The following is a 21,749-nucleotide window of genomic DNA, read 5'->3' on the forward strand; positions in this document are numbered from 1 at the left end:
TCTGACACGCGGGCCCTGCGCCAGGTCAAGCCGCGCCGCCGGGCGATCACCGAGACTCGGGCCATGCCCGCCCTGCTGACCGACCTCGACACCGCCGTCAACACCCTGCTGGCCCGCGTGGACGGCCCCGTCCACCTGGCGCTGCCGCTGGGCATCGGCAAGCCCAACGCGCTGGTCAATGCGCTGTACCACCGCATGGCCGCTGACCCGTCGCGGCCGCTGCGCATCCTGACCGCGCTGTCGCTGGAAAAACCGGCGGGCGCCAGCGACCTGGAGCGCCACTTCCTCGCGCCGCTGGTGGCCCGCGTGTTCGGCGACTACCCCGACCTCGCCTACGTGAAGGCCGCCCGCGCGCAGGCGCTGCCGGCGCACATCGAGCTGCGCGAATTCTTCGTGAAGACGGCCGACTACCTCGGCAACGACGCCGCGCAGCAGGGCTTCATCTGCAGCAACTACAGCCTGGCCGTGCGCGACATGCTGGCCCAGGGTGCCAACGTGCTGGCCCAGGCCGTGGCGGTGCGCCGCGAGGCCGGCGGGCGGCAGCGCTATTCCCTCTCGGGCAACCCCGACCTGACGGCCGACTTCGTCGACCAGTGCCGCACGCTGGGCCAGCCGCTGCTGGTGGTGGCGGTGCTGAACGAGCAGCTGCCCTTCATGCCCGGCACCGCCGAGGTGGGCGAGGATTTCTTCGACCTGATCGTGGACGTGCCCGAGGGCCACCATGCGCTGTTCGCGCCGCCCAACCCGGCCGTGTCCAAGGCCGACTACGCCATCGGCCTGCACGCCGCCAGCCTGCTGCCCGACGGCGGCACGCTGCAGATCGGCATCGGCTCGCTGGGCGACGCCATCGCGCAGGCGCTGCTGCTGCGCGAGCGCCGCAACGACGAGTTCCGCGCGCTTATCGACACGCTGGGCCGCGCCGCGCCGCAGGCCGGCCGGCACACGGGCCGCTTCGCGCAGGGGCTGTACGGCTGCTCCGAGATGTTCGCCAACGGCCTGCTGCAGCTGCTGGATGCCGGCCTCATCCGCCGCCGCGTCTACCCCGACCTCGCGCTGCAGCGCCTGGCCAACGCCGGCCGACTGCCCGCCGCCCCCAGCCTGGCCGCCGTGCAGGCGCTGCTGGCCGACGGCGCGCTGGACACGCGGCTCACGCCCGCCGCGCTGGCGCACTGGCAACACCTGGGCCTGCTGCACCCCGCGCTGCGGCTGGACGGCGACCGCCTGCACTGCGCCGACCTGACCTGCGCCAACGACCTGAACCTGCTGCCCGCCGACATGCTGGGTGCAGCCTGGCGCGGCAGCGCCACGATGCACGGCGGCTTCTTCCTCGGGCCGCGCGCCTTCTACCAGCGGCTGCGGGACATGAGCGACGGCGAGCTGGCCGACATCGCGATGACCCGCATCGCCTTCGTCAACGAGCTGTACGACAGCCCCGGCGCGCCCGAGGCGCTCAAGCGCGCGCAGCGGCGCGACGCCCGCTTCATCAACACCACGATGAAGATGACGCTGCTGGGCGCCGCCTCGTCCGACGCGCTGGCCGACGGCCGCGTCGTCTCCGGCGTGGGCGGGCAGTACAACTTCGTCGCCCAGGCGCACGCGCTGGCCGGCGCCCGCTCGGTGCTGGCGCTGCGTGCCACACACGACAACGCGGCCGGCCTGCAGTCCAACCTCGTATGGAGCCACGCCAACTGCACCATCCCGCGCCACCTGCGCGATGTCGTCGTCACCGAGTACGGCGTGGCCGACCTGCGCGGCGCCACCGACGCCGAATGCGTGCAGCGGCTGTTGTGCATCGCCGACTCGCGCTTCCAGGAAGGCCTGATGCGTGAAGCCCAGGCTCACGGCAAGCTCGCGCCCGACTGGCAACTGCCCGAGGCGGCGCGCCACAACACGCCCGAGGCGCTGAAGGCGCTGCTGGCCCCGGCCCGCGAGGCCGGCGCGCTGCCCGACTTCCCGTTCGGCACCGACCTGGACGACGACGAGCTGCGCATCGTCCGCGCGCTGAAGAAGCTCAAGCACGCCAGCCAGCACCCGCTGGAGCTGCTGCAGCTGGCGCTGGCCAGCCTGGGCCCGCAGCGCGCCGTGCCCGCCGCCTACCTGCAGCGGCTGGGGCTGGACGACGCCCGCAGCCTGAAGGACGTGGTGCTGCGCCGGCTGCTGGCCGCCAATCTCTGAGTAACCTGGCCGGGACACACGCTGTCCCTACACTGCCCCGATGCCCGAAACCTCCCAACGCCCGGCCTCGCGCCAGGCCCGTTCGCTGTCCGGACTCGCCCCCTTCCTCAGGCCCTACCGCGGCCGCATCGCGCTGGCGCTGCTGACGCTGGTGCTCGCCGCGCTGGCGACGCTGGCCTTCCCCATCGCGCTGCGCGGCCTCATCGACGCTGGCTTCGGCGCCGCCAACGCCGGCGAGCGGCTGATGGCGCTGCGCGAGCACTTCCTGGCGATGTTCGCCGTCGGTGCAGCGCTAGGCATCTTCTCGGCCTCGCGCTTCTACATGGTCACCTGGCTGGGCGAGCGCGTCACGGCCGACCTGCGCAACGCCGTCTACACCCACGTACTGCGCCAGAGCCCCGAGTTCTTCGAGACCACGCAGACCGGCGAGGTGCTGTCCCGCATCACCACCGACACGACCGTGGTGCAGACGGTGGTGGGTTCCAGCCTGTCCATGGGCCTGCGCAACACGGTGATGGGCATAGGCGCTTTGGTGATGCTGGTCGTCACCAACCCCTACGTGATGGGCCAGGTGCTGGGCATCCTCGTGCTCATCGTGGCGCCGGCGCTGTACTTCGGCCGCCGCGTGCGCAAGCTGTCGCGCGCCAGCCAGGACCGCGTGGCCGACACCTCGGCCATCGCCGCCGAGGTGCTGAACGCCGTCACCGTCGTGCAGAGCTACACGCAGGAAGGCGCGGAGGCGAAGCGCTTCGCCAACGCCAGCGAGGCCGCGTTCGACGTGGCCCGCAAGCGCACCACGGTGCGCAGCTTCCTCGTCGCCTTCATCATCACCGCCGTGTTCGGCGCCATGCTGTGGGGGCTGTACCAGGGCACGCAGGCCGTCATCGCCGGCAAGATTTCGGCCGGCCACCTGGGGCAGACGGTGGTGTACGTGACGCTGCTGGTCAGCAGCGTGGCCGTGCTGGCCGAGGTGTGGGGCGATGTGCTGCGCGCGGCCGGCGCCACCGAGCGGCTGGTGGAGCTGATGGAGGCCAAGTCCCCCGTGGCCGAGCCGGTATCACCGCAACCGCTGCCCGCCACGGCCGGCGGCTCGCGCGTGGAGTTCAGCGACGTGCTGTTCCACTACCCCTCCCGCCCGCAGACCGCGGCGCTGGACGGCGTGCAGCTCACCATCCAGCCCGGCGAAACCGTGGCACTGGTGGGCCCCAGCGGCGCCGGCAAGACGACGCTGTTCCAGCTGCTGCTGCGCTTTTATGACCCGCAGGCCGGCGTCATCCGCCTGAACGGCCAGCCCACGCAGACGCTGCGCCTGGCCGACCTGCGCGCCGCCATCGGCCTGGTGCCGCAGGACAGCGTCATCTTCTCCACCACCGCGATGGAGAACATCCGCTACGGCCGGCCCGACGCGACCGACGAGGAAGTGATGGCCGCCGCCAAGGCCGCATTCGCCGACGATTTCATCCGCGCGCTGCCGGAGGGCTATGCCAGTTTCCTGGGCGAACGCGGCGTGCGCCTGTCCGGCGGCCAGCGCCAGCGCATCAGCATCGCCCGCGCGATGCTGAAGAACCCGCCGCTGCTGCTGCTGGACGAGGCGACCAGCGCGCTGGACGCCGAAAGCGAACGCGTCGTGCAGGCCGCGCTGGAAGCGGCCATGCAGCACCGCACGACGCTGGTCATTGCGCACCGGCTGGCGACCATCCAGAAGGCCGACCGCATCGTCGTGCTGGAGGCCGGCCGCATCGTCGACATTGGCCGCCACGACGAGCTGGTGGCGCGCGGCGGGCTGTATGCGAAGTTGGCGGCGATGCAGTTTGGGTTGGAGGCGGAGGGGGTTTAGATTTGGTCCTGACCCGAGCTTCCGATTGAACTACCAGCGTGTGTAGGGCAACTACGCGAAACTTAAAAATGAACAAAATACGTAGCTCCAAAGATTGGCCGCGGAACCATCAAGTCATTCCCTTTATCTTGCTTTTTTCAATTTTTAATATTGAAGCAGAGAGCAACATGTTGGACCAATCTGCGCAGTGCACTAGTGACGCCTGCAGGTTGCAAAGTGCAATTTCCATAATTCGAGAGGCCCGCAACCTAGACTTTTGCGACAAGGAATCTATCGAGCAGCACTTTTCCAAGAATGAGAAAGAATTGGCGACTTTGAAGAGTGAGGTCGAGCCTAGATTTGTAGGCTTACAGCGCTTGCTGGGCTTGCGGCTGACTCACTTTGGATCAACTCAGAAATTATTCAAAACATGCACACTATCGCTTAGCCCTCCTGACGTGCGGCCAGGGGAAACCTCTTTACCCAGGCCACTCGTCAAAATTGGCGACTTCATCAAGAATATTGATGCCTGTCCAATTCAAAGCCAGATTCCGCAGTCACACGGCCCCAGCATTGCAGCCTACAAGTGGTGTGGCGAACTTCAAGAAAAGACGCTCGAAGTCTCATTTTATTTCCACGACGAAATTCTCAATAGCATTAATATTCAAAAAAAATAAAACAACATTCAAATTAAATGAAGGCATTGAGCACGACCAACGAAAATAGGCACGAAATTCAGGACCAGGTCGTTAATCCAAACCTGACCAGTTCAACCCCAATCAAGAAATTCAGCCTCATTCCGTGAACCCAATCGGCACGTCCCTTTCGGTCCACTCCAGCCCCACCCACGAAACCTTTCAGTTCGAAGCTTTGGATGCCGAGTACCGCGATGAATTGGCAGAGCACGCACGCTCCATGGTTGGCGTGGCCAAGGAAGGGTTCGGGATCGAACTGGATGGAAGTCGTGCCAGTCTGGAAGGGTTGGAGCAGGTGCTTGCCGAATGCGCCGAGCACATGGCGCAAGCTGGCATCGGCGCGGCGTCGGAACAGTCGCAAGTGCTGATCGCCATGGCAGGCGCCTATTTGGGCGAGGTGTTTCGTCAGGAGGTGGGCGGCGACTGGTACACGCTGAGAGCCGCCGGGCCGGACGACGGCCAGCTTTGTCTACGGACGGGCGGTGACAAGCCGGCCGTGCTGCTGCCGCTGAGCCGGGTCACGCGCCGGCTGACTGAAGGGCCTGACTTCAATGTCTGGCACTACGCCCAAGTGGCTTGGTCCGTCGCTGACTGAAGACATCGCCGGCTTGCGCCGGCTGGTCAGATCGGCATTCCCAGGTCTCCACGCCAGCCCAACACACCACCCCATGCGCCTGCCTCTCGCTGCCCTGCTGCTGCCGCTGGCCCCCGCTCTGACCAGCTGCGCCGTCTTTGAAGCCCTGGGCGGCATGCCCTATGCCGAGAAGACGGTGCCCCTGCCGCCGGCCGTCTCCGGCACGACGGCGCTGGACTGCGTGGCGTCCTCGGTGCAGTCGCTGCGCGAGCGCAACGGCTTCTGGATGGCGGTCAGCCGGCGGGACGATGGGCAGGGCGTGCTGGAAACCGGCCAGTACCCGGCGTCCAACCTCTCCGGGTTCCGCCTTCGCGCGCGGGTCGACGAGCCCCGGCGGCAATTGCGCCTGCAGCTGAAAGCCGGCGGGCCGTACTACGTAGACCTGGGCGCCAAGCCGGGCGTGACTGCGCTGGCGGCAGCGGTGGACACCTGCCTCGCCAGCCCCGCCCCGCGCGATCCACCCGGCCCGACCGCGGCACGCTGAACCGACGCGAAAAACCTGCGGAGTGACTGAGGGGCCAGGGGCCAACGACCGGCACCACGCTCTGTCCGCTTGGCCCGTCGCTGACGACTGAGCGCCCAAACTCGCAGCGCTCACGCGAAATTCCAGGCAGCTCACACAGAATCTCTGAAAACCGTGACCGGCGCCAGTCGAGCCTTTTCTCGGGCGCCCTCGCCGGCCTATCTGCGACCTACACGAGCTGCTCGGGCTCACCGTACACAAAAGTTTCGGTTATATCGCTCATCGATGAGCCGTATTTTTCCTTCAGATAATCCGGAAGGAACTTATAGAACATGCCCGGACTGATTTGATATTCCCCCTGATTCGAATCAAAGAAGAACAACTCTGTCGCCGACGTGTCCGCCGGGGCGTAAAAGGCGATGGAGTGCAAGACATTGTCGCTATTGGCATATTTGAATGAGATGAACAGGCCGCCACCCTTGTGATGCCAACGGCTCACCAGGCTCCTGCCATAGCCCCACTGCCACGCATAGTTTGTCTTTTCAATGCCGTAGCCACTTTGGGCGCCGTGCTTCATCAAAGCAGGGTTGTTGTGGTGACCGATGGCTTTGTCCACCGTGGACATATTCCACAGCGCTTCCATTCTTTTCTCCGGCGTTCCATATTTTCCGAGCTTGGTGTGCATCCGCTTCATCCATTTCCAGCACAACTCCTGGCATATTCCTTTTTCAGCCGAAGTATTCTTCACATTCCTCACGGACAGCACATCTGATTGCTTGAACGCGCACTTCTTGAAGTCATCGACAGGCATGAAATATCTCCGTCAGGTTCTCAAAACAAGAGGGTGTTGACTACTCGGCGCGACTGGCCAACACGGTTTGCGCCACCGTCACGCCATTTCGCGGATGCCTATGGACACCTCACGCTAGCGACGCCAGTCGCGCCACCACAGTCGGGATTGCATGAAGCCGAATCGGCGCACGGGGGGCTGCGGATGGCCAAGATGCGCCAGACCCGACCGGTGGCCGCCGCGAGATGCACTGTCGTGGCTGGCGGCCCGGCCCCAGCTCAGGGGCACCCCGCCGCAAACAGCTCTTCCACCCACGCCGGGTAGTCCACGAACGGATTGCGGTTGCCCTGCCGCTCGACGATGCGGGCGTGGCGGCGGAGTTCGTTGGCGTCCACCGGGTCTGCGCGGTGCCAGGCCACCAGCGTGCAGCGCTTGCCGAACAGGTTGCCGCTGGTGCCGACGGTGTCGGACAGCTCCAGGTTGCCCACGCCGGTGCTGTCGTTGCCCTCGTAGCGGATGGCCATGTAGAACATCATGCGAGCCACGTCGCCCTTGACCGCCGCGCGCGGCTCGAAGCTGTCGGCGTCGGTCAGGTTGCCGGGCGCCTCGCCGATGGCGCTGCCGCCCCAGTCGAAGTCCTTGTTGCCGCGGGTGCTGTTGACGGACACGTCGGCCGGGCGCAGGTGGTGGATGTCGGTGTGGGCCCATTGCCCTTCGTCGGGGAAGCCATGGCTCTTGGCCCAGACGTGCTCGCGGTTCCACGCGTCCTGGTCGCTCGAATTGGCCGATGCGTTGTGCGTCTTGGGCTCGGAGCGGCCGGTGTAGATCAGGATGACGTTGGCCGTGTTGGCGGGGTCTTCGTCGGTGTACTTCAGTGCGTCCCACACGGCCGAGTAGCTCATGCGCGCGTGGTTGCGGGCCGCGGCCTCGTTCAGCGCCACGCGCAGCGCGGTGCCGGTCTTGCCGATGGCCTGCGCGTAGTAGGCGTTGAAGCCGCTCCAGGTGGCGCCGCCGGACGGCGGCTGCGTGAATGACGCGGTCAGCGTGACGCCGGCGAAGGCCTTGTAGCCGTACAGGCCGATGTAGTAGCCGCCGGCCTGGGGCTGGGCGAAGGTGCAGCTCTCCTCGTTGCCATTGACGAGAGGGCGGCAGTCGAACACGGCGGACGTGGGCTCGGCGCCGGCGCGCACGTAGAGGTCCACCGCGCCCGTGCCGCCGCTCGTGCGCACGACGAGGTTGGTGGCGCCGGCGGGCACGTCGAGGCGGTAGCGCAGCCAGGCACTGGCGGCGGCGGACTGGTTGGTCACCGGCACGCCGGGCTGCAGCACGACGGTGGCGGGCGTGCCGCCGCCGGCCGGCGTGTAGCTGCCAACCAGGCTGGCGCCGCTGTAGCTGCTGTAGCCCTGCACGCGCACGTGATAGGTGGCGGCCGTGGGGCTGGCGAAGCTGCAGGTCTCGGTGTTGGTGCCGCTGGTGGACGCACAGTCGTTGCTGCCGCTGCTGGCTTGCGCGCCGCGGCGCACGTAGAGGTCGGCGTCCCCGCTGCCGCCGCTGAGTTTGAAGCTCAGCTGCGTGGCCCCCGAGGGCACCACCAGCGTGTAGTCGCGTGTGCTGCTGGCAGCGCCCGACAGGCCGGTGGCAGCCACGCCGTTGGCCAGCGCGGTCTGCGCCTGCGCGGCCGGGGCCAGCACCACCCATGCGGCCGCGGCCGCCCACGTTGCGATCCAGGACCCACCACGCATGACGACACCTCGCAGTTTTACGGAAGCGTCAGACTAGCGGCGGCACGCGGGCGCCCCCAGTCGGGGTTGCCTGAAGCCGGATTGGTGTGCGGGCTGGCGCTGATGACGGGCGGGCGCCGGCCCGGCCGGCGGCGCCGCAGCCGTCATTCGGCCCGCCTGCTGTCGATTCGTCGCAAGCGGAGAGCTCGTCGCGCGGTGCGTCGGCACAGTGCGGTCCATCGCAACCGCCACCCCCGAGCCACCGCCATGAACACTGCCGCCCACCTCCCCGTCTGGCCCTTCGCCCTGCTCGCCGTGCTGCTGGCCGTGGGCTATCGGCAGTCGCGCAGCCGCCTCGTGCGGCCGGCCACGCTGGTGACGCTGGCGGCGGCCATGCTGGCGCTGTCGTTGTTCGGGGTCATCGCCACCTTCGGGGCCGGCGCCGTGCCGGTGTTGGCCTGGGCAGCGGGCTTTGCCGCCACCGTGTGGTTTGGCGCCCCGCTGGTCGCGCCGCGTGGCCTGGCTCATGAGGGCGGCGCGGTGCGCATGCCCGGCAGCTGGGTGCCGATGGGCCTGATGCTGGGCATCTTCATGACGAAGTTCGGCCTCGGCTTCGCGGCCGGCGTGCATGCCGAGGTGCTGCACCAGGCGTGGTTCATCGCCGCGGCCTGCGCCGCGCTGGGCCTGCTCAGCGGCGCCTTCGCCGCACGCGCCCAGGCCGTGCGCCACTTCGACCGGGCCGCAGCCGCAGCCTGACGCGGCGGCTCACTCGCCGCCCTTCGCCAGCCGCGCCACCAGCTTCATCAACGTCGGCACGCGCTGGCGGCCGTGCGGAGCGGCGCCGCAGCCGCGCCCCGTCAGGCGCTCGCGCGTGCCGCGCGGCGGCGCCGGGCGGCCAGCCCCAGCAGGCCGGCGGCCAGCAGCGCCCAGCTGCCCGGCTCGGGCACTGGTTGGGCCGGGGCCAGCGCGTAGGCCGTGCCGCTGCCCGAGATGGCAGAGGCGATCGACACCTGGCGGCCGGCGGCGTCGAAGCCGTACACGCTGTCCAGCGTCACCGTGTGCGACGCATCCACGGTGCCGGTGAAGGTGCCGCCCTCCAGCACAGGCCAGTGGCCGGCGTCGAACCACACATTGACGCCCATCAGGAAGCCGAACTGCGCCACGCCGTTGACGACGGGGATGGGGTCGCTGAACACGTCCACGCTGGGCAGTTGCCACGGGTAGGTCAGTCCGGTGTTGACGAAGTCGTACCGGCTGGCGCCCGTCGTCTGCATGAGGTTGAACATGCTGCGGGCCGCCTGCGGGGGTGCCTGCGGGTCCGTCACCAGCGCCGTGACGCCCAGCTTGACGCGGATGGTGGCGGCGTTGCCCAGGCCCGAGATCGAATCGGAGAAATAGGCCGATGCGCCGCTCGAGAAGTCGGTCGGCACACCGTCGGGGTTGACGTAAAACGGTTCGGCAAAGACGGGGTTGGCGGCATTCACCATCGCGTTGGACAGCGTCGCGGTCGAGTAGGCCTTGAGCACGCCATGGTCCGACATGGCCCAGGACTCACTGGTGAATGTGCCCGTCTGCGGCCGGCCGGCGGAGTCCAGCCCACTGAAGCTGGTGCTGTAGGCGCCCGTCGAGACGACGACGCCGGGCTGGTAGCCCCGCTCCCACACGACCAGCCGGCCCACCGACGAGTTGGCGTCCCAGGTGTTCCCCAGGCCCACGCTGGCCTCGGTTTCGACGCCGGCCTGCGCGGCGGCGCCCAGCAGTGCTGACAGCAGCAGCGCGGCGACCGCGCGGGATGTTTTGGCAGAAGACCGCATGACGCCCCCTCAGGATGAGTTGTTGAGGCGCGCATGGTGGCCGGCATGGCCGGCGGCACCCAATACCCAAACGGGTGCCTTGTGCACCTGGATCCCGGGGGGCGCAACAGCATCAGGGCCGGGTCTGGGCCTCCAGGCCCCGGCCCGAAAGGCGGTGCCCGCCAGGGCGGGGCCGGCTCATTCCCCGCCCTTCGCCAGCCGCGCCACCAGCTTCATCAACGTCGGCACGCGCTTGCGGCCATGCATGCCGCGCACGCGCACCTTGGCGGCGCCGATGTCGACACCCGCGCTGGTCACGGTCAGCGGCCGGGCCTCTTCTTCCCGCATCACCTCGAACTGCGCCGGCAGCCCCGGCCGGCTGGTCTTGGACACGCCGATGACCGGCACGCGGCCGGCCAGCGCGTGGAACAGCTGCAGGCCGGGGCCCGGCGTTTCCTCGGCGTCGAGGTGGACGAAGCCGTCGATGACGATGAGCTCGGGCTCCAGCCCGTGCTCGCGCAGCAGCTGCATCACGCAGTGCAGTTCGCGCAGATCGGGCTCGCCGCGGGCAGGCTTGTCCACCTGGGCGATGGGCGTGACGTAGGTCTGCGTGGCTTCCGGCGCGTCCCAGGCGTCGAAGGCGACGGCGGCGGCGCGCGCCTGGGCGCCGTCGAAGTGAACGGTGATGGCGAGTTTCATGCGGCATTCTGAGGCGCGCGCGGCCACCGGCGCCCGCGCGCCTCGACGGCACGGGCGCCCTGCCCTCAGTACTCGGCGCTCAGGCCCACCGTGAACGTGCGCCCCGGCGCGGTGGACAGCTCGATCTGCTGGCGGTCGCGCGCGTTGGCGGGCTGCAGGCTGCGGGCGCTGGCGTAGCTCCAGTAGCGCTTGTCGGCCAGGTTCAGCACGGCGGCCTGCAGGCGCAGCTGGGGGGCCAGGCGCCAGTGGCCGGCAAGGTCGAACCGCGCGAAGCCGGGCACGCGGTACAGCACGGTGGTGGCGTCAGGCAGTTGCGCGCCGGGGTTGTTGCTGAAGGACTGGCGCGTGGTGGCCGCCGCCTGCTTGCCGCGCACGAACGTGCCCGCCAGGTGCAGGCCCCAGGCGCGCTGCGAGGCGTCGAAACCGACGCCGGCCACGGCCTTGGCCGGCTGTACGGTGTCGAGGTCCACGTCCTTGTCGCCGGGGTAGTTGGACTTGGCGCTGCCCTGGCTGTAGCCCAGCGCCCAGGTGCTGTACAGGCCCTGCACGGCCGGTGCCCAGACGCCGTGCTCCAGCCGCAGGCTGAGTTCGGCGCCGTGGATGCGGGCCTCGTCGCGGTTGCTGGCCTGGTAGAGGATGGACAGGCTGGGCTGGATGTTGACGAACTTCTCGGGGTTGTTGGCGCGCGTGTAGCGGGTGTAGGAGATGAAGTCGCTGTAGCGCGTCTGGAACACCGAGGCCGCCAGCGTGACGCCCCGGGCGGGCGTGCCCTTGAGGCCGATGTCGAAGGCATTGCTGGTTTCGGCCTTGAGGTCGCGGTCGCCCAGCAGCGCGTAGCTGCCGCCGCCGCTGTTCCAGTAGCCGAAGATCTCGCTGTTGGTGGGCGCGCGGCCGCTGCGCTTCCACTGCACGTAGGCGGTCAGGCCGGGCTGCACCTCCAGCAGCACGGCCAGGCTGGGGCTGGCGATGGTGGTGGCGGGCGCGTTGCCGTACATGGCCTCCAGCTCGGCCTGGGTGATGCGGGTGCTGCCGAAACGGCCGGTGTTGCGGATGGCGGGGTCCACGCGGTCCACGCGCAGGCCGGGCACCACGGTCAGGCGGCGGCCGGCGAGCTGGACGTCGATGCTGTCCTCGGCGAAGGCGCCGGTGCGCAGCGTCCGCGTGTCCGGGAAGGGCTGGCCGGCGCCGAAGGCCTCGGTGGACGTGAACGGGTGTTCGTTGTCCGTGCGCGAGTGGTTGACGCCGAACTTGAGGCGGTGGTTGGCGATGCGCTTCTCGGCCACGCTGGAGAGGCCGACCTGGCGCGTGGTGTTGCGCGATGCCTCGCGGACCTGCGCGTTGGTGGCCCGCGTGACGGTGTCCGTCACGTCGTCCATGTCGGTGGACTGCACGTACAGCCGGTTGTCGAGGCTGTCGACGAGGCCGCCGGGCTCGGGCGTCCAGGTGTGGGCCAGCGACACGGTGTTGCGCCGCGTGGCGGCGGCTTGCACGGAGCTGCCGGTGATGGCGGTGGCGTTGGCGTCCCAGGCGTCAAAGGACGAATCGCTGCGCTTGCGGTAGAGGTCGGCGGCGAGCGCCAGCCGGTGCGCCGGGTTCACGCGCAGCACGCCCTTGAGCAGCAGCGCGTCGGCGTGCCAGTCCTCCGGGTAGGCGGCGACGGTGTCGCTGTGGTTGTCGGTCTGGCGGCCGTCGCGGCGGGTGTAGGCCAGCAGCAGGCCCACGTCGCCCTGCTGGGCGGCCAGCGTGGCGCCCTTGCTCCAGGTGCCGTTGGCCTCGCTGTAGCCCAGCTTGGCGCCGGCGTGGAAGGGCTTGGCGGCGCTGACGAAGTCTTCCGGCGACTTGCTGCGGAAGCTCACCGCGCCGCCGATGCCGCCGGCCGAGCGCTGCGCGGTGGTGGTGCCGGACTGGATGTCCACCGACGCGTACAGGTCGGGGTCGATGAAGTCGCGGCCCATGCCGAAGCTGCCGTCCTCGGAGCGGGCAGTCAGCGGCGCGCGGCTGATGGCGTCGGGCATCTCGATGCCGTCCACGTCCAGGCCCACGCGATTGCCCTCGACGCCGCGGATGTTGTAGTTGGTGGTGCCGGCGCGGTCGTAGCGGCTGGCGCCGCGGGTGGAGCCCAGCGTGGTGCCGGGCGCCTCTACCAGCGGCTGGTAGCGGATCACGTCGGCAATGCCGGTGCCGCCATGGCGCTCCACGTCCTCCGCCGTCAGCACCGTGCGGCTGCCGGCCTCGGGGCGCTCGGCCTCGGCCGTCACGCGGATGACGGGCAGCTCGCCCAGCTCGCGCGGCGCCGGGCGCACCACCCAGACGCCCGGGCGCTGCTCATACGCCGCCAGGCCGGCGCCGGCCAGCAGCTGCTCGAAGCCCTGGCGCACGCCGAAGCGCCCCTGCAGGCCGGCGCTGCTGCGGCCGGCGACGAGAGCGGCGTCCAGCTGCAGCGACACGCCGGCGGCGCTGGCAAAGCGGGCCAGCGCCTCGCCCAGCGGGCCGGCCGGCACGCTGTGGGCGGTGCCGGCCGGCTGGGCCTGGGCGGCGGTCGGCAGCCAGGCGGCGGTGCCGGCCAGCGCCAGCGTCAGCAGCGCCTGGCGTGCGGCCTGCGCGACGAAGGATTGGCGGAGGGAGGGTCGGGATGCGGGCGCAACGACGCGCGGGGAGATGTTCTTGTGCATGTGAAGCGGGGTTGAGTCCTGGCTGGCTTCACACGGGCGCGATGGCTGGCTGGGGAGGGTTCGGGCGGCGAGGCCCCGAAAAGGAACGGGCAACGCGGCGCCCGCGCCGGTCGCCGGGCGGCGCGGCGGGGGCTGCGTGGGGTGAGATGCGCGGCGGCCGCGGCGAACTCAGGGCGACACGAAACCGGTCTTGCCGGCCTTGGCGTCGGCCTCGGCGAGCTTCAGGTCGGCGTCGTCGACGGTGTTGTCCTGGTTGCGGTCGTGCAGCTTGAACATGCGCAGGCCGGCGGCCTGGAATTCCTCCAGGCTGATGCTGCCGTTCTTGTCGGTGTCCAGCACGCCGAAGCGCACCTTGGCCTGGCGCATCTGGCGCTGCAGTTCTTCCTTGCGCTTCTCGGCGTCGGGCATCTTGCCGATGCGCAGCATCAGCCGGCCCTCGAACTCGCCCAGGTACTCGGCCTCGTTCAGCACGCCGTCGGCGTTGAAGTCGATGCGCGCGAACTCGACCTGGCGGCCCAGCCTGAACTCCTCCAGCAGCACCCGGCCGTCGCCGTTGAGGTCCTGCTCGGCGATGAAGGTGGTGGACGAGTGCGAGGCGGCCAGCGCCGGCAGCGTGGCCAGGCCCAGCAGGGTGGTGAGGAGGGCGTGCTTCATGGCGGGGACGGTGTTCATGGCTGGGGCTGGACTTCGACGGTGAGCGTGGCGGTGTGGCTGAGCCACAGCGCGGGGTTGTCGGGCGATGCGCGGCGCACGCGCACCTGCAGCAGGTACAGGCCGGCGGCCTGGGGCTTGAAGCTGACCTCGCCGGCGGCGTTGGTGCTGAAGTCCTGCTCCGCCTGCTTCTTGCTGGCGTAGTTCTGGCCGTCGGCGATGACGGTCAGCGTCTCGCCGGCCAGCGGCTGGCGGTTCTCGCGCACGCGCACGGTGACGGTCTCGCCGGCGTAGAGGTCGTAGGGCTTGGTAACGGGGTGGATCTCGACGCCTTCCGTGTCGAAGTCCACCGCGCTGGGCTTGCCGCGGGTCACGTAGACGTCGGCGCGCGTGAGGCTCTGCACCTCGATGGGCGTGTCGCCGGGCTGGGCGTCGTCCTTGCGCTCGGCGAAATGCACCCGGCCCTGGCGCAGCACGCCCTTGGCCAGGCGGCCCTTGCGCACGCCGGACGACACCAGGTAGGTGCCGTTGCCCGCGGCCAGCGGCACTTCGAGGTAGCTGGCGTCCTTCAGCACGGCGGCGGCGGTCAGCGGCAGCTTGCGGCCATCCGGGCCGATGAGGTGGAAGGCGTCGGACTTCATCGCCACGTCGGGCCGCAGGTCGCCTTCGGCGAAGGACGCCTCCACCGTGACGTGCTTGCGCTGCGCGTCGGCGCTGAAGGTGTTGGGCTTGAGGTAGGGCGAATGCGCCTGCGCGACGCCGCACAGCAGCAACAACGGGGTCAGCCAGGGGCCGGGTTTTGAGAGCCTGAGGAAGGACATGGCGGTGGGTGGAAGAGGAGTCGTCGGACCGGTGCAGCCGCCGCGGCTGCATCGCTGATTCACTATAAATGAGAATAGATCGCATTTGAGAATAATTCTCAAATAGACCGCAATGAAGTCGCGGCCTCCGGTGGCAGAGCGCACGCGGCGGGGCGCGCCGCCCTGCCCGCGTGGACCCCGACGCCCGACGGCCAGCTCACGGTCCGTGGCACTTGTCACGGTGGCGCCCGAATGCCCCCACAAAACTGAACGGTCATTCAGATTTCCCTTGCTTTCGCCGACGCCAAAAATAGAATGAACGATCATTCAGTATAACAATTCGGCCGACAGCGCCGCGACGCCCCGGAGCACGGTGGCAAGCGGCCCTCCCCGGCCACCCCACCGACCTGCGAGGTTCGCCATGTCCAAGACCCCGTCCCACCCTTCCCGCCCCTCCCGCGCTTCGCTCGGCATGCCGGCGTTCACGCTGCTGACGCTGGCGGTTGCCGTCATCGCCGCCTTCACGCTCAGCGCCTGCGGGCAGGCCGAGTCCCAGGCCGCCGCCAAGCCCGGCGCGGCGCCGGCCGCCCCGGTCGGCGTGCTGACGCTGCAACCCCAGCGCGTGGAACTCAGCGCCGAGCTGGCCGGCCGCACGGTGGCCTACCAGACCGCCGAAGTGCGCCCGCAGGTGAGCGGCATCGTCAAGACCCGCGCCTTCACCGAGGGCAGCGATGTGAAGACCGGCCAGGTGCTCTACCAGATCGACCCGGCCAGCTACCAGGCCGCGCTGGACAGCGCCAAGGCGGCCCTCGCCAAGGCCGAGGCCAACGCGACGACGGCCCGGCTCAAGGCCGGCCGCTATGACGAGCTGGCCGGCATCGACGCCGTCAGCAAGCAGCTGCGCGACGACGCCCGCGCCGCGCTGCAGCAGGCCCAGGCCGACGTGGCCGCCGCCACCGCCGCCGTGCGCACGGCACAGATCGACCTGGACCGCACCCGCGTCAGCGCGCCCATCGCCGGCCGCATCGGCCGCTCGGCGGTCACGCCCGGCGCGCTGGTCACGGCCAACCAGGCCGGCGCGATGGCCACGCTGCAGCAGCTGGACCCGATCTACGTGGACGTCACGCAGACCAGCGCCGAGCTGCTGCGCCTGCAGCGCCAGCTGGCCGACGGCACGCTGCAACGCGACGCCGCCGGCCAGGCGCGCGTGAAGCTGCTGCTGGAAGACGGCACCACCTATGCGCTGGACGGCCAGCTGCAGTTCTCCGAGCTGCAGGTGGACCCGGCCAGCGGCAGCGTCACGCTGCGCGCGAAGTTCCCCAACCCCAGGCGCCAGCTGCTGCCGGGCATGTACGTGCGCGCCCAGGTGCAGAGCGGCGTGCAGGCCCAGGGCCTGCTGGTGCCACAGGCCGCCGTGTCGCGCGACGCCAAGGGCAACGCGACGGCCATGGTCATCAAGGACGGCAAGGCCGAGCCGCGCCAGCTGCAGACCGGCGCCGTCATCAACGGCCAGTGGCTGGTGACGGCCGGCCTGGCGGCGGGCGACCAGCTCATCGTCGACGGCCTGCAGCGCCTGCGCCCGGGGGCGCCGGTGCAGGCCGCGCCGGCCACCGCGCAGATCGCCGCGTCGGCGGCCCAGGCCCGCTGATCGAGGAGGCCACACCATGTCCCGCTTCTTCATCGACCGCCCCATCTTTGCGTGGGTGCTGGCCATCGTCATCATGCTGGCCGGTGCGCTGTCCATCCGCACGCTGCCGGTCTCGCAATACCCCAGCATCGCGCCGCCGCAGGTCTCCATCAACGCGAGCTACCCCGGCGCGTCGGCCAAGACGCTGGAAGACACCGTCACCCAGGTCATCGAGCAAAAGCTCAAGGGCATCGACGGGCTGACGTACATGTCCTCCACGTCGGACTCGCAGGGCAACGCCAGCATCACGCTGACGTTTGAATCCGGCACCAACCCAGACACCGCGCAGGTGCAGGTGCAGAACAAGCTGGCCGCCGCCACGTCGCTGCTGCCGCAGGAAGTGCAGCGCCAGGGCGTGCAGGTGGTCAAGTCCACGATCAACTTCCTGATGGTGGTGGGCTTCGTGTCGGAGGACGGCAAGCTCTCCGGCACCGACCTCTCGGACTACGTCTCCACCAACGTGCTGGACCCGCTGAGCCGCGTGGAAGGCGTGGGCGAGGCGACGCTGTTCGGCGCGCAGTACGCGATGCGGATCTGGCTGAACCCCAACCAGCTGAACCAGCACGGCCTGACGCCAGCCGACGTGTCCGCCGCCATCCAGGCGCAGAACGCGCAGGTCTCCGCCGGCCAGCTGGGCGCCGCTCCCGCCAACGTGGGCCAGCAGCTCAACGCCACCGTCACGGCGCAGAGCCGGCTGCAGACGCCGGAGCAGTTCCGCAACATCGTGCTGAAGACGGCCGCTGATGGCGCCACCGTGCACCTGCGTGACGTCGCCCGCGTGGAGCTGGGCGCGGAGAGCTACGCCACCGTGTCGCGCTACAACGGCAAGCCCGCCGCGGGCGTGGCCGTGAAGCTGGCCACCGGCGCCAACGCGCTGTCCACGGCCAAGGCGGTGGAAGCGGAGCTCAAGCGCATGGAGGGCTTCATGCCCGCCGGCGTGAAGGCCGTCATCCCCTACGACAGCACGCCCTTCGTCGAGGTCTCCATCCACGAGGTGGTGAAGACGCTGATCGAGGCCGTCGTGCTGGTGTTCCTCGTCATGTACCTGTTCCTGCAGAACTTCCGCGCCACGCTGATCCCGACGATCGCGGTGCCGGTGGTGCTGCTGGGCACCTTCGGCGTCATGGCCGCGGCGGGTTTCTCCATCAACACGCTGACGATGTTCGGCCTGGTGCTGGCCATCGGCCTGCTGGTGGACGACGCCATCGTCGTGGTCGAGAACGTCGAGCGCGTGATGACCGAGGAAGGCCTGTCGCCCAAGGAGGCCACGCGCAAGTCCATGGGCCAGATCAGCGGCGCGCTGGTGGGCATCGCGCTGGTGCTGTCGGCCGTGTTCGTGCCGATGGCCTTCTTCGGCGGTTCCACCGGCGTCATCTACCGCCAGTTCTCCATCACCATCGTGTCGGCCATGGTGCTGTCGGTGCTCGTCGCCATGGTGCTGACGCCGGCGCTGTGCGCGACGCTGCTGAAGCCCGCTGCATCTGGACATGGGGGCCCCGCCACGCGCGGCTTCTTCGGCGCGTTCAACCGCCGCTTCGACGCGACGACCAACCGCTACGAAGGCGTCGTCGCCCGCATGATCCGCCGCTGGGGCCGCCACCTGGTGGTCTACGGTCTCATCGTCGCCGGCATGGCCTGGCTGTTCCTGCGCCTGCCCACGTCCTTCCTGCCGGAAGAAGACCAGGGCATCCTGTTCTCGCAGATCCAGCTGCCCGCCGGCGCCACGCAGGCGCGCACGATGGACGTGGTGCAGCGCGTGGAGAACCATTTCCTGCAGAACGAGAAGGACAACGTCGACTCGGTGTTCGCCGTCACCGGCTTCAGCTTCGCCGGCCGTGGCGAGAACATGGCCATCGGCTTCGTGAAGCTCAAGGACTGGAGCCTGCGCAAGAGCGCCGCCCAGCAGGTGCAGGCCATCGCTGGCCGCGCGATGGGCGCCTTCATGCAGTTCCGCGATGCCTCCGTCTTCGCGTTCGCACCGCCGGCCGTGCTGGAGCTGGGCAACGCCAGCGGCTTCGACATCTACCTGCAGGACCAGGGCGGCGTGGGCCGCGAGGCGCTCGTCGCCGCGCGCAACCAGTTCCTGGGCCTGGCCGCGAAGGACCCGACGCTGGTGGCCGTGCGCCCCAACGGCCTGGCCGACGCGCCGCAGCTGCGCCTGGACGTCGACACGGCCAAGGCCGGCGCGCTGGGTTTGTCGGTCGCCGACATCAACAGCCTGCTGTCCACCGCCTGGGGCGGCGCCTACGTGAACGACTTCATCGACCGCGGCCGCGTGAAGAAGGTCTACCTGCAGGCCGACGCGGCCTACCGCATGCAGCCCGACGACCTGAACCACTGGCGCGTGCGCAACGCGCAGGGCCAGATGGTGCCGTTCTCGGCCTTCGGCACGGCGAACTGGGAGCTGGGTTCGCCCCGCCTGGAGCGCTACAACGGCCTGCCCGCGCTCGAAGTGCTGGGCCAGCCGGCGCCCGGCAAGAGCTCGGGCGCGGCGATGAAGTCGGTGGAGGCCATCGTCGCCCAGCTGCCGCCCGGCGTGGGCGTGAGCTGGACGGGCCTGTCCTACCAGGAGCGCCTCACCGGCGACCAGGCGCCCATGCTGTATGCGCTGTCGCTGCTGGTCGTGTTCCTGTGCCTGGCCGCGCTGTACGAGAGCTGGAGCATCCCGTTCGCGGTGATGCTGGTGGTGCCGCTGGGCGTCATCGGCGCGCTGCTGGCCGCAACGCTCCGTGGCCTGTCCAACGACGTGTACTTCCAGGTCGGCCTGCTGACCACCATCGGCCTGTCGGCCAAGAACGCGATCCTCATCGTCGAGTTCGCCAAGGAGCAGATGGAGGCCGGCAAGGACGCCGTGGCCGCCACGCTGGAGGCCGTGCGGCTGCGGCTGCGCCCCATCCTGATGACGTCGCTGGCGTTCGCCCTGGGCGTGCTGCCGCTGGCGATTGCCACCGGCGCCGGCTCGGGCAGCCAGAACGCCATCGGCACCGGCGTGCTGGGCGGCATGTTGAGTGCGACGGTGTTGGGACTGTTCTTCGTGCCCGTGTTCTTCATCGCCGTCCAACGCTGGTTCCCGAAGAAGACTTCCCCGGCGCCCGCCCCGCAGGCGGCGCCCCAAGCCCTGGAGGGCGTGTGACATGACCAAGTTCCTGACCATCCTCGCCGCGAGCCTCGCGCTGGCCGGCTGCGCCAGCATGGCGCCGACCTACGAGCGCCCCGCCGCCCCGGTGGCCGCGCAATGGCCGGTGGCGCCCGGCGCCGGCGCCACCCAGGCCGCCGACATCGGCTGGCGTGAGTTCTTCACCGACACGCGGCTGCAAGGCCTCATCGACCAGGCGCTGGCGAACAACCGCGACCTGCGCGTGGCGGTGCTGAACGTGCAGCGCGCCCAGGCCCAGTACGGCGTGCAGCAGGCCGACCGGCTGCCCACCGTCAACGCCGCCGCTGCTCAATCGGCCACGCGCTCGCCCGGCGGCAGCATCAGCCGCCAGTACAGCGCCACGCTGGGCGTCAGCGCCTGGGAGCTGGACCTGTTCGGCCGCGTGAAGAGCCTGAGCGACGCGGCGCTGCAGCAGTACCTCGCGACGGACGACGCCCGCCGCAGCGCGCAGGTCAGCCTCGTCGCCGAGGTGGCCGGCGCCTACCTGACGCTGGCCGCCGACCAGGAGCGCCTGCGGCTGGCCGAGCAGACGCTGCTGGCCCGCCAGGATGGGCTGCGCCTCACGCAGCGGCTGCAGGCGGCCGGCGTGGCCTCCACGCTGGACCTGCGCCAGGCCGAGATCGCCGCCGAGACGGCGCAGACCGACCTGGCCGGCCTGACCACCCAGGTCGCGCAGGACCGCAACGCGCTGACCCTGCTGGTGGGCCAGCCGCTGACGCCCGAGCAGCTGCCCGTGGCCGGCACCGACGCCGCCGTCACGCAGACCGCCGAGCTGGCCGCCGGCCTGCCCAGCGACGTGCTGCTGGCCCGGCCCGACGTGCTGCAGGCCGAGCGCACGCTGCAGGCGGCCAACGCCAACATCGGCGCGGCGCGGGCGGCCTTCTTCCCGCGCATCAGCCTCACGGCCAGCGCCGGCAGCGCCAGCAACGCGCTGGACGGCCTCTTCCGCTCGGGCTCGGGCCTGTGGACCTTCATGCCGCAGGTGTCGCTGCCGATCTTCGACGCCGGCCGCAACCAGGCCAACCTGACCATCGCCCAGGTGGACCGCGACATTGCCGTAGCGCAGTACGAGAAGGCCATCCAGGCCGCGTTCCGCGACGTGGCCGACGCGCTGGCGCAGCGCGCCACCATAGTCCAGCAGGTCGCGTCGCAACAGCGGCTGGTGGCGCAGACGCAGGACGCACTCCGTCTGGCCGAAGCCCGCTTCGCCAAGGGCGTGGACGACCGCCTGGCCACGCTGGACGCGCAGCGCTCGCTGTACGGCGCCGAGCAGGGGCTCATCAACGCGCGGCTGGCGCAGCAGGTCAACCGCGTGACGCTGTACAAGGCGCTGGGCGGCGGCCAGGGCACGGCCGCGGCGGCGCCACAATCCGCGTCGTGACTGCCGCCAACACTCCCTCCGACCGCACGCTGGCCCGCCGCCAGCAGGTGCTGGACGCTGCCGCCGACTGCTTCCGCCGCCGCGGCTTCCACGCGGCCAGCATGGCCGAGATTGCCAAGACGGCGGGCATGAGCCCGGGCCACATCTACAACCTGTTCGAGAACAAGGACGACATCATCGCGGCCATCGTCGAGCGGGACTGCGAGGACATCCTGACCCGCATCGCCGAGTTCCGGCAGGCGGGCGACCTGCTGGAGCAGATGCTGGCCGGCACCGAGGAAGCCATCGACGAGCACAGCCAGGTGGCCGAGGCCGCGCTGCAGCTGGAGGTGCTGGCCGAGGCCAGCCGCAACCCCAAGCTCGCGGCCGTCGTGCAGCGCAGCCAGGCGCTGGTGAACGAGAAGGCCCAGGAGCTGATCCGGCAAAGCCTGGGCGAACACGCCGAGGCTTTGCCTGCCGAGGAGATCCAGGGCCGGGCGCTGATGCTGGGCGCGCTGTTCAACGGGCTGACCGCACTGGGCGTGCGCGACCCGGCGATGTCGCAGCGCGTGCCGGCCATGGCGCCCGTGATGCGGCGCGTGCTGCAGGTGCTGCTGGCGCCGTAGCAGAGACAAT

The 21,749-nt window shown here is 69.8% G+C and carries 17 protein-coding genes; 10 read left to right on the top strand and 7 right to left on the bottom strand.

What is annotated here, in order from left to right:
- Positions 1 to 63: 63 nt before the first annotated feature.
- The 5 genes from AC1Q7O_RS16765 to AC1Q7O_RS16785 all read left to right on the top strand — a co-directional run bounded on the left by AC1Q7O_RS16765 (position 64) and on the right by AC1Q7O_RS16785 (position 5,804).
- Positions 64 to 2,175, top strand: coding sequence for an acetyl-CoA hydrolase/transferase C-terminal domain-containing protein (locus AC1Q7O_RS16765; protein WP_492658670.1), 2,112 nt, complete (start codon positions 64 to 66; stop codon positions 2,173 to 2,175).
- A 40-nt stretch (positions 2,176 to 2,215) separates the two neighbouring features.
- Complete coding sequence (locus AC1Q7O_RS16770; protein ID WP_492658669.1) at positions 2,216 to 4,012, top strand: ABC transporter transmembrane domain-containing protein; 1,797 nt, start codon at positions 2,216 to 2,218, stop codon at positions 4,010 to 4,012.
- 167 nt (positions 4,013 to 4,179) lie between these two features.
- Positions 4,180 to 4,668 (top strand): hypothetical protein, encoded by a 489-nt coding sequence (locus tag AC1Q7O_RS16775; RefSeq protein WP_492658668.1) that lies wholly within the window; start codon positions 4,180 to 4,182, stop codon positions 4,666 to 4,668.
- 124 nt (positions 4,669 to 4,792) lie between these two features.
- Positions 4,793 to 5,281, top strand: a complete 489-nt coding sequence (locus AC1Q7O_RS16780; protein ID WP_492658667.1) for a hypothetical protein — start codon at positions 4,793 to 4,795, stop codon at positions 5,279 to 5,281.
- 73 nt (positions 5,282 to 5,354) lie between these two features.
- Positions 5,355 to 5,804 (top strand): hypothetical protein, encoded by a 450-nt coding sequence (locus AC1Q7O_RS16785; RefSeq protein ID WP_492658666.1) that lies wholly within the window; start codon positions 5,355 to 5,357, stop codon positions 5,802 to 5,804.
- 208 nt (positions 5,805 to 6,012) lie between these two features.
- On the opposite strand, the gene AC1Q7O_RS16790 is transcribed toward AC1Q7O_RS16785, so the two are convergent.
- Both AC1Q7O_RS16790 and AC1Q7O_RS16795 read right to left on the bottom strand, forming a co-directional pair.
- A complete protein-coding gene (locus tag AC1Q7O_RS16790; RefSeq protein WP_492658665.1) occupies positions 6,013 to 6,594 on the bottom strand; it encodes a hypothetical protein in 582 nt (193 codons plus the stop codon).
- 257 nt (positions 6,595 to 6,851) lie between these two features.
- Complete coding sequence (locus tag AC1Q7O_RS16795) at positions 6,852 to 8,315, bottom strand: endonuclease (RefSeq protein WP_492658664.1); 1,464 nt, start codon at positions 8,313 to 8,315, stop codon at positions 6,852 to 6,854.
- Positions 8,316 to 8,561: 246 nt separating this feature from the next.
- Between AC1Q7O_RS16795 and AC1Q7O_RS16800 the strand changes: the two genes are divergently transcribed.
- Positions 8,562 to 9,050, top strand: a complete 489-nt coding sequence (locus tag AC1Q7O_RS16800) for a hypothetical protein (protein WP_492658663.1) — start codon at positions 8,562 to 8,564, stop codon at positions 9,048 to 9,050.
- A 101-nt stretch (positions 9,051 to 9,151) separates the two neighbouring features.
- On the opposite strand, the gene AC1Q7O_RS16805 is transcribed toward AC1Q7O_RS16800, so the two are convergent.
- The 5 genes from AC1Q7O_RS16805 to AC1Q7O_RS16825 form a co-directional block, all read right to left on the bottom strand.
- Positions 9,152 to 10,108 carry a PEP-CTERM sorting domain-containing protein gene (locus AC1Q7O_RS16805; protein WP_492660977.1) on the bottom strand — a complete coding sequence of 319 codons (957 nt, stop codon included), beginning with the start codon at positions 10,106 to 10,108 and terminating at the stop codon, positions 9,152 to 9,154.
- A gap of 177 nt (positions 10,109 to 10,285) precedes the next feature.
- Positions 10,286 to 10,786 carry an endonuclease V gene (locus tag AC1Q7O_RS16810; protein WP_492660976.1) on the bottom strand — a complete coding sequence of 167 codons (501 nt, stop codon included), beginning with the start codon at positions 10,784 to 10,786 and terminating at the stop codon, positions 10,286 to 10,288.
- Positions 10,787 to 10,851: 65 nt separating this feature from the next.
- Positions 10,852 to 13,458: a TonB-dependent receptor gene (locus tag AC1Q7O_RS16815; RefSeq protein ID WP_492660975.1), complete on the bottom strand. Its 2,607-nt coding sequence runs from the start codon at positions 13,456 to 13,458 to the stop codon at positions 10,852 to 10,854.
- Positions 13,459 to 13,626: 168 nt separating this feature from the next.
- A complete protein-coding gene (locus AC1Q7O_RS16820) occupies positions 13,627 to 14,112 on the bottom strand; it encodes an EF-hand domain-containing protein (RefSeq protein ID WP_492660974.1) in 486 nt (161 codons plus the stop codon).
- Positions 14,113 to 14,126: 14 nt separating this feature from the next.
- Positions 14,127 to 14,930, bottom strand: a complete 804-nt coding sequence (locus AC1Q7O_RS16825) for a DUF4198 domain-containing protein (RefSeq protein WP_492660973.1) — start codon at positions 14,928 to 14,930, stop codon at positions 14,127 to 14,129.
- 400 nt (positions 14,931 to 15,330) lie between these two features.
- Between AC1Q7O_RS16825 and AC1Q7O_RS16830 the strand changes: the two genes are divergently transcribed.
- The 4 genes from AC1Q7O_RS16830 to AC1Q7O_RS16845 are packed head-to-tail and all read left to right on the top strand — an operon-like array spanning position 15,331 to position 21,739.
- Positions 15,331 to 16,557, top strand: a complete 1,227-nt coding sequence (locus AC1Q7O_RS16830) for an efflux RND transporter periplasmic adaptor subunit (RefSeq protein WP_492660972.1) — start codon at positions 15,331 to 15,333, stop codon at positions 16,555 to 16,557.
- A gap of 16 nt (positions 16,558 to 16,573) precedes the next feature.
- Complete coding sequence (locus AC1Q7O_RS16835; RefSeq protein ID WP_492660971.1) at positions 16,574 to 19,729, top strand: efflux RND transporter permease subunit; 3,156 nt, start codon at positions 16,574 to 16,576, stop codon at positions 19,727 to 19,729.
- Between the two features lies 1 nt (position 19,730).
- Positions 19,731 to 21,134, top strand: coding sequence for an efflux transporter outer membrane subunit (locus AC1Q7O_RS16840; protein WP_492660970.1), 1,404 nt, complete (start codon positions 19,731 to 19,733; stop codon positions 21,132 to 21,134).
- A complete protein-coding gene (locus tag AC1Q7O_RS16845; protein ID WP_492660969.1) occupies positions 21,131 to 21,739 on the top strand; it encodes a TetR/AcrR family transcriptional regulator in 609 nt (202 codons plus the stop codon). Before AC1Q7O_RS16840 ends, AC1Q7O_RS16845 begins: the two co-directional genes overlap by 4 nt.
- Positions 21,740 to 21,749 lie beyond the last annotated feature (10 nt).

The organism is Roseateles sp. GW823-FHT07B05 (genome assembly GCF_058794515.1).